Genomic DNA, 16,998 nt, shown 5'->3' with positions numbered 1-16,998 from the left:
GTTTTATTTAAACGTTCCGAATCGTCGTAAGTAATTCGCACGAACTTAAGTAAAGGCGGCTTGATTAAGCCAGGATGGCGAGAATGTCGCTCTCACGCATAATCAGCAGCTCGCGGCCGTCGTATTTCACTTCGGTGCCGGCGTACTTGGAGTAGATTACACGGTCGCCTTCTTTAACTTCAAGCGGAGTGCGCTCTCCGTCTTTGAGTGTACCGCTGCCTACGGCTACGATTTTACCTTCTTGCGGCTTTTCTTTAGCCGTATCAGGCAGGACGATACCGCTTGCTGTCGTTTCCTCCTTAGCAATGGCTTCAATGACTACGCGATCACCCAACGGTTTGATCATGAGAAAATAGCCTCCTTTAGATTTGGTTACCTTATTAGCACTCGAATGTGTTTAGTGCTAACAACAATTTATATAATAATCACTTCAGCCTAATTTTGCAAGTGGTTTTACAACAATTTTATCACCTCACTCATTCTGTCCACGAAATGGATGATTATTCCTCGGGCAGGCGAAGCGATCCTTCTGTCATGCCGGTTTCCTTGCAAAAATAAAAAGTCTGCCGGTTCGACAGACTTCGAGTTGTTCCGCTAAGCGGAGCCTTCGCGCTCCCAAGCCGCATCCTGTTCCAGCTGCTTGCGGTAAACGACCCCGGACAGGAAAACGCTGAACTCGTACAGCACAATCATTGGCAAGAATACGATAATGGCGGAGGCCGCATCCGGAGGCGTAATCATCGTGGCGACGATCACGAGGATCATGTATGCATAGCGCCGCATTTTGCGAAGGCGCGCCGGATTCATAAGCCGCAGCTTCGTCAGGAACATCACGACGATCGGCAGCTCAAACAAGAGAGACAGGGGGATCAAGATATTGAACATAAACGAAAAATATTGCGAAATCCCGTACGTTTCCTTCAGATTCAAGCTTTCGGTGATCGAGGTGGCGAACATAAACGCCATCCGGAAGACGACGAAGTATCCGAACGCGAGCCCGACAAGGAAAAGCGCGAACGCAAAAGGAACGAACATCAGGGAAGCCTTCTGCTCCTCGGCCCGAAGCCCCGGTTTCATAAAGGCCCACAGCTGATAAAGGGCCACGGGCAAAGTAATGATAAGCCCCGTGATCAGGGCGCAGTTCATATATAATTTTATGGAGTCCCAAGGGGAAAACACGTTGAGCAAATCAATGGAATTCGCCGGAGGCATGCTGGTGATGTACTTGATCATCGGCTTTGCCGCGATCAGTCCAATAACCATCCCGAGGACGAGTACGATCACCACGCGGATGACTCGCTTCCTCAGCTCCGTCAAATGCTCCACCAAGCTCATGGCTTCTTCTGTTTCCAACCGCACTCACCTGCCTACGTTCAAGGTCTACTGAAGAATCAATCCGGCAGCCGCCGAGGGTCGCTCGGACGGGATTCCGCCGCCCGTACGGGCGCTGCCGAGCCCTCATGCTGCGGAGACGGCTGGGCCGCAGCTTCCTTCGGCTTCGGAGGCGCAGGAACGACCTGCGGTGCCGCTTCCGCCGCAGGAGTCACGTCCACTCGAGCCGGAGCGGGCTCTGCAGGGGCCGGAGGCGTAACGTCTTTACGCACAGGGGGTGCCGGCTCGTCGTCCGCCATCAGGTTGCGGGCACCCTCCTTGAACTCGCGGATCGTCTTCCCGAGCGAGCGACCCAGCTCCGGAAGCTTGTTCGGTCCGAACAGCAGCAGCGCGATCAAGCCGATGAGCAGCAGCTCCGAAAATCCAAACATCGTCATCGGTCCTTTCTATGGTAACACTCTTTCATTCATTAACAGTTATATAATCCGCCGTATCCGAGCTCCGTAATGTCCGGCCGGACAATCCGTTCCCCGGCACAAATCCGGGGCAGCAGCACATCGAACGAGGTGTACGGGTCATGCATGACGCAGCCCGGCAAGCCCATGATCGGCACTCCCTCCAGATAGCCCATCAGCAGCATGGAGCCCGGGAGCATCGGCGTACCGTAGCTGACGATCTCCGCTCCCGCTTGCTTGATCGCACCCGGCGTCCGGTCATCGGGATCGACGGACATGCCCCCTGTTACGAGGATTAGATCCGCGCGGTCCTCCCGCAGGAAGCGGTGGATTTCGCGTACGATCACATCGCTCTCGTCCGGCGCCAGCCGCTGGTCGATGACCTCGGAGCCGAGCGCGGCCAGCTTCTCGCGAACGACAGGACCGAATTTATCCTGAATGCGTCCCTTGAACACTTCGCTCCCTGTCGTAATGAGTCCTGCGCGAAGCGCTCGAAACGGTTTTACTTCCGCTACGGGTCCCGCATCCGGCGCTCCGGCCGCGGCAGCAAGCTCCGCCTGGCGGATGCGCTCCTCCTCAATAACGAGCGGAATGACCCGTGTGGCAAGCAGCGCCTGTCCCGGCTTCACTACCGTGCCGGTCTTGATCGTGGACATGACCACTTGATCAAGCGCATTCACGGCGTCGATGCGGGCCTTGTCGATCTTGGCCAGCCCGTGAATCGTCGATTTCAGCGTAATCTTGCCTTCATGGGGCTCCGTGAGCTCAACGTTCGGTCCCTGAGCGGCCAAGGCCATGCGCAAAGCGGCCTCATCCTCATGCAGATAGCCCGTCTGCAGCTCCATCGTATAAATATGCTCCTTGCCGATGCTAAGCAGCGCCGGAATGTCCTCCGCCCGAATGACATGACCCTTCTTGAACAGCCGGCCCTTGAACTGTCCCGGAATGATCTGGGTCAAATCGTGCGCCAGCACCAGTCCGACCGCGTCCTCCACCTTCACCTCGCGCAGCATCGAATCAGACTTCATCGCCGTGGTCTCCTTCACGCCCGGTCAGAATCGCGAGTGCATGCGGTAGCTGGCCCATAATCGCCGACAAATTCTCCGACACGCCCTTCGGGCTGCCGGGCAGGTTAATGATGAGCGTCCGGCCGCGGATGCCCGACACTGCGCGGGAAAGCATCGCCCTAGGCGTCTTCTGCATGGAGATCATACGCATCGCCTCGGCGAACCCGGGGGCCTGCCGGTCGACGACCGCCAGCGTCGCCTCCGGCGTCACGTCCCGCGGAGCAAGACCGGTTCCTCCGGTCGTCAGGATGAGCTCCGCTCGGAAATAGTCGGTCATCTCGATCAGCGCAGCCATGATCTCGTCCTTTTCGTCCGGCACCACGCGATATTCGATGATCTCCCCGCTGATTTCCTCCTCGATCAGTTCCCGGATCACCTGTGCACTTGTGTCTTCTCTTTCCCCCCGGGAACCGCGGTCGCTTGCCGTTAAGATAGCCACCTTCCAGCGCATAAGCTTGCTCCTCTCCTCGGTTCGTTTCATTGTATCGTAAACTTGTTAAGAAAAAACGTCAATGATCTGTGACAGATCATCTCTCAGCGCTAAAATCGCCGCTCTTTCCCCCGGTTTTGCTGAGCAGCCTCGTCGGCCCGATTTCCATCGTCTTCTCCGCCGCCTTGCACATATCGTATACGGTCAGCGCCGCGGCGGATACGGCGGTCAGCGCCTCCATCTCCACGCCCGTAAGTCCTTTGGTCTTCACCGTCGCTTCGATATACAGCTCGTCTGTCCCGTTATCGTCAAAACGTACGTCGATCCCGGTCAGCATAAGCGGATGGCACATCGGGATCCAGTTCGACGTATTCTTCGCCGCCATCACCCCGGCCACCTGGGCAACCGCCAGCACGTCGCCTTTGCCGATCTTCCCCTGCTTGATCAGCTCGAGCGTCGCCCTCTGCATCGTGACCTTCGTCCGGGCGGTGGCCGAACGAGACGTTTCCGACTTGCCGGAGATATCCACCATACGGGCCCGGCCCTGTTCGTTGAAGTGGGTCAGCGTCCCCTGCCCTTGCTCTACTTCTCGCTCAGTCATCGCCTTGATTCCCCTCTCTCCACGATCATGCGCGATTCAGTAATCAGCTCGTTAATGTGGAAATCGAACAAGCCCATCGGCACCTCGGAAATAATCTGCTGCTCGAAGGCGGCTGCGATAATATAAGGCTTGGGCAGGCCTGTCCGCACGTACTGCTGCATGAACCGGTCGTAGAAGCCCCCGCCGTAGCCGAGACGCCCCATATTCAGGTCAAATGCGAGACCCGGTACCAGCGCCACATCCAGCTGCCGGATATCGTACAGCTGCTGCGCCTTGGCGACCGGTTCCCGGATTCCCCAGGACCCCCGTTCAAGATCCGCGTAGGATCGGACCTCGAACAGCTTCATCTGCTTGTACGCAGGCACCACCTTCGGCACGACGACCCGCCAATGCCGCTTCCAGCAAGCTTCCATAACCGGGGTAACGTCGACCTCGGTCTTGACCGGCATGTATGTGAACAGCGTCGGCTTCCGCCGGACGGAAGGCTCTAACTGAAGCAGCGTCTCCAGGCGCTCCACCACCTTGTCGCAAATTTGGGCGGACTTCACTTTCCGTTCTTCCTCCAGGATGGAGGAACGCACCTCCTCCGCCTTGCGGCGAAGCTCGATTTTTTTCTCTTTAATATTCATGAAACGGCCTCTCTTCGGTCGTACGATAGGTCGGATTTCGGATACTTTCCATTCTAATCCGGGCCGGGCCCGATAGCAAATGCTGCCAACCCGGAATGAGAACGCCTATACGTTTCATTGTCGCTCGAAACGATTCCTTATATTTTACCATAGAATGCTGAGAAATACCGAATTTCAAGCGAATTCGCCAGGATATACGGCTGCGCCGTCCTTGTAACGGAAAAAAACGGGCTTTACGCCCGTTCTGCCGCCGCCTGAGCCGTCAGCATCAAGCTTCCATGCACAGGCAAGTGGTCGGAAGCCCGCGTCGGCTCCGTCCAGCATTTGCCTTCCTCGGGAAGGTTCGTCAGGATGTGGTCGATCTCGCCGCCGCTCCGTACCGTCGGTCCCGGCGTCCGCAGCGGAAACGGGCTAAGACGCAGCTCCCGAATGCATGCCGCCAGCTGCGGGTCTTGAAGCCCGCTGTTGAAGTCGCCCATCAGCACCAGCGGGGTACGGACGGACTGCAGAGCGGACTCTAGCCGCGGCAGCTGGCGCTGACGATCCGCGGGCGTAAGCCCCAGATGCGTCGTCGCCACCGTGACGCGCTCGCCGCCGAGACGCACCTCGGCGGTCAGCAGAGAGCGGGGCTCTTTTATGCCGCCGAGGTCGTGCACTTGCACGGACTCCAGAGGATAACGGCTGAGCAGCATGACGCCGTACTGCGAGAGGCCGCTGCGGATGGCCGGAGCGAAGGCGTAATGCATGCCGAGGGCATCCGCGAAATAATGGGCCTGATCCGTCAGGCCGCTGCGCCATTTCAGCCGATCGACCTCCTGGAGAGCGATCAGGTCGGCCTGGTTGTGCCGGAGATCCCGCACAATGCTCTCAGGGTTCACCTGTCCGTCCAGGCCTTCGGCATGCCGGATGTTGTAAGTCATCACGCGAATCCGGGCCGGATTTGCGCTTGCCTGCGCCGGCCCGGGGACAGGACGAACCGAAAGAATTGCCGTCCCCATAACGGCAAGGAGCAAGACGGCCAGGATGCTTTTTATGGATAAAGATGGCGAAGGTCTGCCCGGAGTCGTTGGAATGATCTGCATATTCGCTTACCTGCTTTCTACTAAATAGGAATGCCTTATCGGATCGAGCATACGATAGGCCGGCGGCGTTTGTACACCGTAAACGGTTGGAAATGATAACGGCGGCAGGATATGCTACACTAATGGAAGAATACAAGGGAAGAATGCAAGAAATGTGGGAGGATTAAGATGCTGCTGCAAGTTTCCGGAATTACGAAGAGCTACGGAGTCACTCCGGTGCTTTCCAATATAACGCTGCAAATCGAGCCGCGGGAGCGGATCGGCTTAGTCGGGGTGAACGGGGCCGGCAAATCGACGCTGCTGCAAATCATTGCGGACGAGATGTCGTATGATTCGGGGGATATTTTTAAGGCGAAGGAAACGAAGATCGGCTATTTGAAGCAGAACAGCGGCCTTTCTTCCGACCGTTCCATATGGGACGAGCTGATGAGCGTCTTCGCCCGGTTTACGGAGACGGAGGAGGAGCTGCGGCGTCTGGAGAGCCTGATGTCGGATCCCGCAGTGCTGGCGGACGAGAAGAAAACGGAAGAAACGATGAAGAAGTACGCCGAGCTGTCGGAATGGTTCCGCGAGCGCGGAGGCTATGAGACGGAGGCCCGGGTTCGGGGGCTGCTGCACGGAATGGGGTTCGGCGATTTCGATCCGGCGACGCCGGTCAATACGCTGAGCGGCGGGCAGAAGACGCGGCTGGCCCTTGCCAAAATGCTGCTCGAAGCGCCCGACCTGCTCATGCTGGACGAGCCGACAAACCACCTCGATATTCCGACGCTGACGTGGCTGGAAGGCTATTTGCGGTCGTATCCCGGCGCGATTCTGGTCGTATCGCATGACCGGTACTTCCTCGATGCGCTGGTAGGCGCCATCTACGAGGTCGAACGGCATAACTCCAAGCGGTATACGGGCAACTACACCCGTTATGTAGAGACGAAGCAGGCGGATTACGAGGCCCAGCTGAAGCAGTACGAGAAGCAGCAGGAAGAGATTGTGAAGATGGAGGAGTTCATCCAGCGCAACATTGTGCGGGCCTCCACGACCAAGCGGGCGCAAAGCCGCCGCAAGGCGCTGGACAAGATGGAGCGTCTCGACAAGCCGCTGGGCGATTTGAAGCGGGCCAGCTTTTCGTTTGAGGTGGAACAGACGTCGGGTAAGGATGTCCTAGATGTCCGCGGCGTAGCGATATCGTACGACCGGAAGAAGATATTGTCCCGGGGGATCAACCTCCAGCTGCGCCGCGGCGATACAGCGGCCCTGATCGGACCGAACGGGATCGGGAAGTCGACGCTGTTGAAGACGCTGATCGGACAACACACACCTGATCAAGGGCTCGTGGAGTGGGGCGCGAATGTGAAGATCGGTTATTACGATCAGGAGCAGACGGGCCTGAATCCGGCGAATACGGTGCTGGACGAGCTGTGGAACGAATATCCCCACCTGGAGGAGGCGCGTATCCGGACGGTGCTCGGAAGCTTCCTGTTCAGCGGCGAGGACGTGTTCAAGAAGGTCGGGTCGCTGAGCGGCGGCGAGAAGGCCCGGGTCGCCCTGGCGAAGCTGATGCTGCTGAAGGCGAATATGCTCATCCTGGACGAGCCGACCAACCATCTTGACCTATATAGTAAAGAAGTGCTGGAGTCGGCGCTAATCGATTATGAAGGGACGCTGCTGTTCATTTCGCATGACCGGTACTTCCTGAACAAGATGGCGGAAAATATGCTCGAAATGACCCCGGACGGCGTTGCCGCTTATCTGGGTAACTATGACGACTACCTAGAGAAGAAGCAGGAGCTGGCCGAGATGGAGCGGCAGCGCCTTGAGGCGGAATCGGCCCGCGGAAAAGCCGTCAACGCCGGGGGCAGCGGCAATGGCGCCGGAGGCTCCGGCGTTGCTGCTTCGGCGGGGGCCGCCGGTGCGGGCGCGGCCAAGAGCGGCGACTACGAGGCCGGCAAGCAGGCGAAGCGCGATGAGCGCAGCCGCCAGCGCAAGCTGGAGCAGCTCGAGCAGCAAATCGCCGAGCTCGAGGAGGCGCTCGGCGCGCTGGAGCAGGAGCTGGCACTGCCGGAGGTGTTCAACGACTACGTGCTGCTGCAGGAGAAGAACGCGCAGATCGAGGCGAAGAAGGCACAGCTGGCGGAGTGCTACGAGCAGTGGGAGCAGCTGGCGGAGTGAGCGTAAGAATGAGTGAGAGTAGAATGCGTGTGAGTGTAGAATGCGTAAGAGTAAAATGAGTGTGAGTGTAGAAAGAATGCCTCTTGCGGACCTAAGCTCACTACTAGTGAACTTGAGTTCATTGCCGTAGTGGGATTGGGATCAAGCGGTTAGAGGTATTTAATGAACTTCGAGGCGCTACTAATGAACTTTCGGACGCTTCATGTCACCTCAAGTTCATTACAGCGCTCAGACGGCAAGAAAGTGTATGGCTCTTGCGAACCTAAACTCATTAATAGTGAACTTGGGTTCATTACCGTACTGGAATCAAGCGGCTCGAGTTATTTAGTGAACTTCGGGGCGCTACTACTAATGAACCTCCGGACACTTCATGTCACTTCAAATTCATTACAGCGCTCAGAGGGCAAGAAAGTATGCCTTTAGCGAACCTAAGCTCATTACTTATGAACTTGGGTTCATTACCGTACTGGAATCAAGCAGCACATGAACGGTTAGTAACTTTGGTTCGCTGCGACGATGAAACCCAGGTTCATAACTTGTGAACCTGGGTTTATTCGCGTTCTGGACGCTTGGAAGCGAATCGTTCTTATCAATTGACTGCAAGACTCACTAAGCTTCATACGGCGGAAGCCCCGCCTTCCCGCTCCTGCAGATTCAGCAGCAGCAGCGGCACGCTGCTGTAGACGATCATCGTCGCCGCGGCGACGATGCCTGAATCGTTGAGGGCAAGCGCAGCCAGCGCGCCGATGACGTTGGCATAGCACCCGTGCATAAGACACGGGTAATCGGTTTCCCACCGGCGGAGCCGGCCCTTCGGACGGAACACCAGCACGGCCATGACGACGAGCCCGGTGAGCAGCACCTTGCTCCAGGCGGAGACTCGGATCAGGTGCACGTTCATCTGCAGTTTGCGCAGCATCATGGCACCGATGACCTCGAATCGCCCCTGGCGCAGGTCTTGAAAAGCGTGGCCGACATGGCTCGGCCCTGCCGTCAAGGCGTTCGAGCCGGCGAGGGCGGCGGGCGTGCTGGCGGCTGCGACAGAGCCTGGTGCTGCGGCGGTTCCGCCGAAGCTCCAGGCGGCGTTCAGCAGCCAGAGGCCGGCGAGCGCAGCGGCAAGCGGCAGCGCGAGCCACGGCACCAGGCGGCGCAGCCGGAGACCGGCGCAGCCGCAGTGCAGGCGCGCGGCAAGCGCGCCGAAGCCGGCTGCGCCGGCGAGGGCACCGCCGGCCTCGGCGCCGAGCGCAGGGGCCGCGAGGAAGGCGCAGAGCGCAGCGCCCAAGCCGGCGGCCGAAGCGACGGCGCGCCGCCGCGGGAGGCGACGCTCAAGCCAAGCGCTGAGTCCGAGAATCCCGGCTCCCAGCAGGACACCCATATACTCGTTGCCAACGCCATAATAACGGGCCCCGATCTGGGGATCGTAGCTCAGGATGGAATAGCGCATGGCTTGCCCGCCCGTAATTACGTCCAATACAATCAGCAGCACGGTTCCCGCCCCGACTCCCAGCAGGACACGATACAGCCCCTCCTGTCGGCGCGTCACGAATCCGGCAGCGACACCTCCCAATGCAATCAAACCGATCAAAGCGGCAGATTGCTGCATCATGGTGCCGTCCGGGAACCGGCCAAGCACTAGCAACCCGGCGGGTACGGTCAGCACGGTCAGCAGCGTTCCCCTAACCCAGCGACCTTTCTCCAAAGGGCTCCTCCTCAGACCGCTATACAATCCGATAACCATCACCAGAATCTCAAATCCCGCCAGACCATACAGAACCGGAGGCCGCAGCTTGTAGATGCGGCTTATTCGCTTCATTTCATTTAATAGGTAGTTCAACGCGTCATCGCTAGTCCCATAACCGTTGAGCATCAGCTCGGCCGCCTCAGCAGCTCCCCTGCTACCGCCGGATTCGAGGGGGGCGGCGTCAAGGGAGCCGTTCATGCTCCGCTTTTCCGATGCCCCGGCAGACCGTCTCTCCGGCATCTTCCTCTCCACAGCCGATATCGCTTGACCAACCATCGGCAAAGGCTTCTCTATGCCGAACTCGGCAAGAAGCGTCGGTGCGACATCCACCGATGCCACCACGCCGGGACGACGGGTGGAAGCGGAGCTCAGCAGCGCACTCCCTTGGGCCGCCCGGTCCCCCGTCCAGCGCAGCACCGGTGTAAGCATCAGCTTACCCTTGACCGCCTCCGAGTGTGCCCCGGGACTCAGCATCCACAGTACCGTGCCTGAGCTTCCATCGAGTTGTTTAACGAGCTTCCCCAGAAACCAGTCCATCGACTTCAGTGTCTCCTGCTTCCGAACGGCGAAGATGTCCGGGTTGTATTTTCCCCGCTCCTCATACAGCCGGTACAGATCCCCCAGTTCGACGACCGCTAGCGCACCGCCTCCTGCTGGAGCCCCCATTGCCTTCGCGTCCTCAGTCTTCCTCACCTCCGGCTCTTCCCTGCCCGCACTTCCCAACCTCTCCCCTTCAATGCTCAAACCCTCATTTACTCGCCCATCAGCCTTCCCCTCCCTCGGCTCCTCCCTGCCCACACTTCCAGTCCTACTCCCGTCTCTATACAAAAAATCACTCACCTGCGCGAGCAGCAAGTCATATCGAGTCATTAGCCCGTACGGACCCTTTCCGTCCGCGGCAAGAAGGCGGCTCCGCTCGGCCTGTCCAAAAGGCACCCGTCCTCCCTCGTCCATGCCCATCAAAAAGACCGGACGCCGATGGGCATCAACACCGCCGCCCGGCCGGTCAAGGTTGCCCCATGCGCCCACGCGTACGCCGCGCTCCTGCAGCATTCGGCCGAGAAGACCAGGCTGCGCACGGTACGTTTGAATCGCATTGCGCGCCCGCAGCGCTTCCAAATCCGGGACAAGCACCGCTTCCTTCTCCACCTTCCTGCCGCTGAACCGTTCCATCCGCACCGCAGGCTGCCCCCCGTCCGCCCACTCCTCCTTGTCCCATCCCGCGCCGCCTCGCCCATCGGCGAGTTGTCCCGCCCCCCACGTGGCGTAGACGGATTCAAGACCCTTCCACGGAACGCGTACGTTCATCGCCCCAAGCTGACCTGTTCGCAGAAGCGCTTGCCATGCCGGAAAATCGGCGAGCCCCAATGGCTCAAGCTCGGCAAAGGACAGCCCCGGGATCGACAGTACCACGACTTTTCGACCCCCGCCCCCTTCCTGCCGCCCTTCTCCGTCCCCGTGCGCACTGCGTTCCGCCAAATTCCCTACACCGCCCTGGACAACCTCCGGCTCCGCCTTCCCTGCAGTGGATAGGTTCTCCGCGTTCGACGGCAATCCCCACAGGCTCATTCCCATGATCCAAGCGATTGCGACAAGCAGCGCCGTTTTCGACTTGTTCAGCATCTTTCGCCAGAACCGATATCCACAGCCCACGAATCATTCCCCCTCGTTGACACGCCGCCCGGGCAGATATGCCGAATTTCCGAACCGCCGTATAATTGGTACGTTTCCCAAATTCAGATGCCTTATCCAACATGTGCACAACGATGGAAAGGTCTTTCTTTATCCACAAGATTATCCCCAGAAAAAAATGTCACTTTGGCCAGAAAAATAAGGCTTTTTTTATTCATCCACAGAGTTATCCACGTTATCCGCAAGCCCTTTACAAAATCTTTATCCACGCAGCCGTCGCATAACCTAACCCGCAAAGTGCTGCTTCTGCGCGCTTTTCCGGATTTATGCACATTATGCACAAGGGCTGTGGATAAGTTTTATCCACAGCCCTTTTTTTCCTGCATATTATCCGTTAAGGTATCGTGATCTCCACTTCGCCTGCAAAGGCCGCATCCTCCGCTTTCCCCTGCGGCCGTTGATCTCTCGCCGCTTGATTGCAAGCCGCCATAAACGCATAAGCCGCCGCCAAAATAATGTCCCCGTTCACCGCAATGCCCCGGTAGGACGTCTGGTGAGCCTTAGCCGTCACGATCGCCTCTCCGTTCGCCTGCTCTCCGGAAGAAAGGGAGTACAGCTCAAGGTCCGCAAACTCCACGTCAAAAGGCAGCGCCTGCTTAATCCCCGCCACAACCGCTTCAATCGGGCCATCCCCCGACCCTGTGTACAGCTTCTCTTCGCCGGTCGCGTTGTTCCTTACCGTAACCGAGGCCATCCGATGACCCGTACTGCCGGTCACCAGCTGCACGGCCTCAAGCTTATAGGGCTCCAGCACTTCGCCTTTCGCCTGACCGACCAGCTCCAGCAGCTGGTGATCGTGAACGACCTTCTGCCGGTCAGCGAGCGTCTTGAAAGCGGCGTAGAACTCCTCCAGCTGCTGTTCGTTCAGCTCGACGCCGAACTGGCCTGCCCGGTGCTTGATCGCATGACGGCCGGAGTGCTTACCCAGAATGATCATGCTGCGCGGAATGCCCAGCTTCTCGGGATCCATGATCTCGTACGTATTGCGGTTCTTCAGCAGTCCGTCCTGATGGATGCCCGCTTCATGCTGGAAGGCGTTGCGTCCGACAATCGGCTTATTGAACGCGATCGGGAAGCTCATCGCCCGGCTGATCATTTGCGACGTGGCGTAAATTTGCTCCGGCTGGATCGCCGTCTCGACGCCCAGCGTCTCCTTCCTCGTCTCCAGCGCCATGACCAGCTCCTCCAGCGAGCAGTTCCCCGCCCGTTCGCCAACACCGTTGATCGTGACCTCCACCTGGCTGACGCCTGCCCGAACCGCCGCCAGGCTGTTCGCTACCGCGAGTCCCAAATCATTGTGACAGTGTGCGCTGTAGAGCACCCGTTCCCCGCCGCGCACATTCTTCATCACCCGCGTAAACATCGCGCCGTATTCCTCCGGCAGCGCATAGCCTACGGTATCCGGAATGTTGATGATCGTCGCCCCTTCGGCGATAACCGCCTCGATCATCTCGAACAGGAATTCGTCTCCGGTACGCGTCGCATCCATAGGCGAGAACTCGATGCGGTCCACGAACTGCTTGGCGTACGCGACCATTTGCCGGGCAATACCGATGACCTGCTCCCTCGACTTGCGCAGCTGGAAATCCAGGTGAATATTCGAGGAAGACAAGAACATGTGCAGCCTTCTGCGCTCCGCATCCGCCGTTGCCTTCACCGCTGCGTCGATGTCCTCCTTGACCGCCCGGGCGAAGCCGCAAATTTCGACCCCTTGAATTTCCCTTGAAATTTGCTGCACCGCCGCGAATTCGCCGGGACTCGAGATCGGGAAGCCCGGCTCGATGACGTCGACGCCCAGCTTCGCGAGCTGGCGGGCGATGACGATTTTTTGCTCCGGCTCCAGCGACGCTCCAGGGGCCTGCTCCCCGTCTCTCAAGGTCGTGTCAAAAATCATAATTTTCCGTTTTCCGGTTTCCGTTGTCATAGGTCTGTTCCTCCTTAGATTAAAAGCGAATTTAAATTTTTCGGCCTATATAAAGCAAATGCGATGATAAACCAAGCAAATACGGACTTTCTGCGGCCTCATAGACCAGCTCCATCACGCGGTTCCATTCCGGCTCCCCGAGGCCCCGCCAATAGTCCGTTTGTTCCTGACTGAAACGCCCGATACCCGAGGAGGCGACCAACCGGACGCTCTCAAAGCCTTGAGCCTGCATGAACGGTTCGATCTCGTCAATGTTGAAATAATACGCTCCTGTGAACCGGCCCTCATCCTGATGGTCGAACACGCCCGTCTCCAGGAAACGGTCTATCGCTGCGGCCCGATCGAGAGGCTTCCAATGCTGCGGGTGCATGAGGGAAGTCGCCATGAATCGGATACGGGACATGAAAGCGACGAAGACCAGTCCTCCTGTGACGGTGACCCGCCGGAGCTCCCGAACGGCCTTCACGCGATCTGCTTCCTCCTGAAGATGATACATAGGCCCCAGCATCAGGGAAGCATCGAACTGCTCCTCCCGGAACAGCATGAGCTCCCTCGCATCCGCCGTATGGAAGCCGCGAAACTGCTGCCGTAGCCCCAACTCCTCCGATTTACGCTCGGCCTGCTCCACCAGCACCGGAGTAAGATCCGTCAAGGTGACCTCGTACCCGCACCGTGCCAGCTCCATCGCGTATTTCCCCGGGCCTGCACCGTTGTCAAGAATATGCCCCCGTCCGGGCAGCAGTTTGCGGATGAAATGCCAATTCACTTGGAATTCCATCGGTTCCCTGTCGAGGCGGCCCCACTCGTCGAACCTGCTGTAATACCGGATAACCGCATCCTCCATACGGATCACCTCCAACGGATGGTTGAACAGCAAAAAGACCTACCCTCTCCTACAACCAGCTTGTAAGAGACGACAGGTCTTGACCTACCGCGGTACCACTCTACTTGACTCCGTTCTGCCGAATGCAGCCGAAGCCCATCTCAAAGCCCTGTATCGGGGGCATCCGTCGAAGTTTACGGACCGATCCGTTCCAGAACCGCCTAGGCCGTCCGTTCGCGAATCCATCGTTCAACTTCGCCGCTCCCGGGCGAGTTTCAAGCCTGCGCCGACTGCGTCGCACCAACCCGCAGCTCTCTGGACAGCGTATCCGGCCTTACTTGCTCCCGTTCCTCGCGTTCTTGTTATTTCGACTCTAACACTATTCCTCTAAAAACCAAAAAGCCCGCCGCCTCTTTAGTATCAAAGAGACGACAGGCTTGATCCTATCGCGGTACCACTCTTGTTGACCTCTCCGCCGGTAAACCGGGGAACGGAGAAGCCCGCTCGACGCCTGATCACGGAGGCGATCCGTCAAAGCCTACTTGCCGCGATGCAGCGCTACAACCGGCGTGTTCCGCTTTGCCGCTCCCGGGCGAGGTTCACCGGACTCCCTGACTGCGTTGCACCTACCCGCAGCTCTCTGAACAGGTCCGACGGCTACTGCTCCCGTTCCTTGCGTTTATCAAGATTTGTTTGAATTATAGTATGCGCAATCGGAAATGTCAATGCATGATTCGGCAAAAAAAAGCCCCGGCATCCGAAACACGTTTCGGACACAAGGGCTTAAATACTCCGGGAAACCGTTATCCTTCCGAACCGATCATCGCGTAGCGAAGAATGATGAGCACCGCCAGAATCCACATGAGCCAGTGCACCTTGTATTCGCCTTTGCCGCTGAGCTTGGCGATGGTCGCCAGAATCACGTACGTCACGATGCCGAAAGAAATGCCGTTCGCAATGTTGTAAGTGAAAGGCATCAGGGCGATCGTCAGGAACGAAGGAATCGCGTATACCATATCTTGAAAATCGATTTCTTTCACGGCCTGCATCATCAGCACGCCGACCACAATCAGAGCGGCAGCCGTAGCAGAGCCGGGAATCAAAGCCGCAATCGGAGCCAGGAACAGCGCGAGGAGGAAGCAGACGCCCGTCGTTACCGCCGTAAGGCCGGTCCGGCCCCCTTCGGCTACACCTGCAGCGCTCTCGACGAAAGCCGTCACGGTGCTCGTCCCTACCAGGGCGCCTACGCTGACGCCCGCCGCGTCGACCATCATCGCTTTGCCGACGCGCTTGTTGCCTTCTTCTTTGTTCTTCATGATGCCCGCGCGGTTGGCCGTACCGACCAATGTTCCGAACGTATCGAACAATTCAACGAATGTAAACGTAGCAATGACCGAAATAATTCCGGCATGCATAATACCCGCAAAATCGAAATGGCCGAACGCCAGCTTGCTCATGTCCGGAACCCAGGTCGTTTTCTCGCTGCCGAGGCTGGCGAGGTTCACGACCGGAGAACCGTCCGGGTTGTGAAAAAAGAGCCCCACGAGCGTCGTCAGCAAAATCCCGAACAGAATCGCGCCGCGCACGCGCAGCACCATCAGGATGGAAATCAGCACGAGGCCGACAATCGTCAGCACCACGTTCACGTTGTGAAGGCTTCCGAGGTGGAACACCGTCTCAAAGCCCAATACGTCGGTGAACTTGCCTTTGGGAATGTCGTTTATGCTCTCTACGGCGACCGTCAGCAGGCCGCTGTTCTTGAGACCGATGATCGTGATGAACAGCCCGATCCCTACCGTGATGGCATGCTTGACGCTGTCCGGCACGGCCACAAGCAGCATTTGGCGCACCTTGGTGACGGTCAGCACGATGAAGATCAAACCGGAAATAAAGACGGCCGCGAGTCCCATCTGATACGTAAACTTGCCCTGCGAAGCGAGAACGACTGTTGCAAAATAAGCGTTCAGCCCCATGCCCGGCGCCAGCGCAACCGGAAAATTGACGAAGAGGCCCATCGCGATCGTCACGACGCCCGCCGCCACTGCGGTAGCGAGGAACACCGCCGTCCAGTCCATGCCCGTCATGCCGAAGGCCGTCAGCACATTCGGATTGACCGCCAGGATGTAGGCCATCGTCATGAACGTGGTGAGACCGGCCATAATCTCGGTGCGTACCGACGTGCCGTTCTCCTTTAATTTAAAAAACTGGTCCATTCCTGAAACCCCTCCAAAGATTGGTATGGTATTCGAGGAAACAACGACAAAAAGCCCGGGTTCCCTAAACCCAGGCTTCCAAGCACAAGAAGCACCGCGGACTTGTCCGCGGACGCTCTCATTCTTGTTCGTAGCCAGATCATTTACGGTGACCTCGTAGAAACTCCCGGGCCCATTCCCGGGATTATACGAAACGGTTATTCCCTTGTTTTTCAACCTTATTCTAAAAGCGCAAGCCCATCTTGTCAATGGATTTTCCGAACATTATCATATAATTATCAAAATTCGTTCGGCAAAAAGCCCGCGCTTTTCCACAAGGGAACAGCACGGGCTTAGTATCCTGCAATATTTCGGAATTTATTCCCACTCGATGGTAGCAGGTAGTTTCGAAGTAATATCGCACACGACGCGGTCGACGTTCTCAAATTCGTTGACGATACGTACTGAGACTCCAGCACATCCCAAGGAATGCGCGCCTGCCGTCGATGGACGTCACTGCACCGATACCTACGGTGTATTACAATAGAGCTCCCAATCACTGGGTGAATCGGACAGTCCTCGTACTTACACAATTGTCAATAAATACTCGAAAACTTACTCGTGTGCATTTAAAGATAACTTTTACGTGTAGATCGAAAGTACCGGTTCCTGCGACTTCAACTCTGTCGTTGCCTACTCTACGTGAACTTCCCACAATCCTAAGATTGCCTGGATTTGCTTTATCGGTAGGTGTTAATGTCCATTCATAAACAATGTCTCTATCACGACCAGAACAAAGGGCTCCCGTGCATATTAAATTAGCATCTGCAAAGTATACGTTGCGAGTTCCTGGCACCCTTTTTATTC

The 16,998-nt window shown here is 57.6% G+C and carries 13 protein-coding genes, 1 pseudogene, 1 riboswitch and 2 other annotated features; of the genes and pseudogenes, 1 reads left to right on the top strand and 13 read right to left on the bottom strand.

Annotation, left to right across the window (positions count from 1 at the left end):
- Positions 1-64 precede the first annotated feature (64 nt).
- The 8 genes from groES to O9H85_RS08890 all read right to left on the bottom strand — a co-directional run bounded on the left by groES (position 65) and on the right by O9H85_RS08890 (position 5,596).
- Positions 65-346, bottom strand: a complete 282-nt coding sequence (gene groES / locus O9H85_RS08925) for a co-chaperone GroES (protein ID WP_269880985.1) — start codon at positions 344-346, stop codon at positions 65-67.
- A gap of 248 nt (positions 347-594) precedes the next feature.
- Positions 595-1,359: a twin-arginine translocase subunit TatC gene (gene tatC / locus O9H85_RS08920; RefSeq protein ID WP_269880984.1), complete on the bottom strand. Its 765-nt coding sequence runs from the start codon at positions 1,357-1,359 to the stop codon at positions 595-597.
- A 32-nt stretch (positions 1,360-1,391) separates the two neighbouring features.
- Positions 1,392-1,763 (bottom strand): twin-arginine translocase TatA/TatE family subunit, encoded by a 372-nt coding sequence (gene tatA, locus O9H85_RS37710; RefSeq protein WP_409348120.1) that lies wholly within the window; start codon positions 1,761-1,763, stop codon positions 1,392-1,394.
- Between the two features lie 38 nt (positions 1,764-1,801).
- Positions 1,802-2,815: a molybdopterin-binding protein gene (locus O9H85_RS08910; RefSeq protein ID WP_269880983.1), complete on the bottom strand. Its 1,014-nt coding sequence runs from the start codon at positions 2,813-2,815 to the stop codon at positions 1,802-1,804.
- Positions 2,805-3,305: a molybdopterin adenylyltransferase gene (gene mog, locus O9H85_RS08905; RefSeq protein WP_269881248.1), complete on the bottom strand. Its 501-nt coding sequence runs from the start codon at positions 3,303-3,305 to the stop codon at positions 2,805-2,807. The genes O9H85_RS08910 and mog overlap by 11 nt, the downstream gene beginning before the upstream one ends.
- Before the next feature lie 76 nt (positions 3,306-3,381).
- Complete coding sequence (gene moaC / locus O9H85_RS08900; protein ID WP_269880982.1) at positions 3,382-3,885, bottom strand: cyclic pyranopterin monophosphate synthase MoaC; 504 nt, start codon at positions 3,883-3,885, stop codon at positions 3,382-3,384.
- Positions 3,882-4,514 (bottom strand): 5-formyltetrahydrofolate cyclo-ligase, encoded by a 633-nt coding sequence (locus O9H85_RS08895; protein WP_269880981.1) that lies wholly within the window; start codon positions 4,512-4,514, stop codon positions 3,882-3,884. The genes moaC and O9H85_RS08895 overlap by 4 nt, the downstream gene beginning before the upstream one ends.
- 233 nt (positions 4,515-4,747) lie before the next feature.
- On the bottom strand, positions 4,748-5,596 hold the full coding sequence (locus O9H85_RS08890) for an endonuclease/exonuclease/phosphatase family protein (protein ID WP_269880980.1): 849 nt from the start codon (positions 5,594-5,596) through the stop codon (positions 4,748-4,750).
- Positions 5,597-5,764: 168 nt separating this feature from the next.
- Here O9H85_RS08890 and O9H85_RS08885 point away from each other — a divergent pair, with 168 nt between their 5' ends.
- On the top strand, positions 5,765-7,759 hold the full coding sequence (locus O9H85_RS08885) for an ABC-F family ATP-binding cassette domain-containing protein (protein WP_269880979.1): 1,995 nt from the start codon (positions 5,765-5,767) through the stop codon (positions 7,757-7,759).
- Between the two features lie 616 nt (positions 7,760-8,375).
- Here O9H85_RS08885 and O9H85_RS08880 read toward each other — a convergent pair.
- The 5 genes and pseudogenes from O9H85_RS08880 to O9H85_RS08860 all read right to left on the bottom strand — a co-directional run.
- On the bottom strand, positions 8,376-11,153 hold the full coding sequence (locus O9H85_RS08880; protein ID WP_269880978.1) for a hypothetical protein: 2,778 nt from the start codon (positions 11,151-11,153) through the stop codon (positions 8,376-8,378).
- A gap of 373 nt (positions 11,154-11,526) precedes the next feature.
- A complete protein-coding gene (locus O9H85_RS08875) occupies positions 11,527-13,116 on the bottom strand; it encodes a 2-isopropylmalate synthase (protein WP_269880977.1) in 1,590 nt (529 codons plus the stop codon).
- Between the two features lie 31 nt (positions 13,117-13,147).
- Positions 13,148-13,960 carry a class I SAM-dependent methyltransferase gene (locus tag O9H85_RS08870; RefSeq protein WP_269881247.1) on the bottom strand — a complete coding sequence of 271 codons (813 nt, stop codon included), beginning with the start codon at positions 13,958-13,960 and terminating at the stop codon, positions 13,148-13,150.
- 62 nt (positions 13,961-14,022) lie between these two features.
- Positions 14,023-14,300 (bottom strand) — a binding site (T-box leader).
- Between the two features lie 60 nt (positions 14,301-14,360).
- Positions 14,361-14,622, bottom strand: a binding site (T-box leader).
- 120 nt (positions 14,623-14,742) lie between these two features.
- Complete coding sequence (locus tag O9H85_RS08865) at positions 14,743-16,152, bottom strand: NCS2 family permease (protein WP_269880976.1); 1,410 nt, start codon at positions 16,150-16,152, stop codon at positions 14,743-14,745.
- Positions 16,153-16,263: 111 nt separating this feature from the next.
- A riboswitch (purine riboswitch) is annotated at positions 16,264-16,364 on the bottom strand.
- Between the two features lie 145 nt (positions 16,365-16,509).
- Positions 16,510-16,669: pseudogene (locus O9H85_RS08860) on the bottom strand (GMP synthase (glutamine-hydrolyzing)); the annotation flags it as partial.
- Between the last annotated feature and the right edge of the window lie 329 nt (positions 16,670-16,998).

It is taken from the genome of Paenibacillus gyeongsangnamensis (genome assembly GCF_027533625.1).
Lineage (GTDB): Bacteria > Bacillota > Bacilli > Paenibacillales > NBRC-103111 > Paenibacillus_G > Paenibacillus_G gyeongsangnamensis.
Note: the sequence above shows the minus strand (reverse complement) of the source record. Positions and strands in the feature narration are given on the sequence as shown.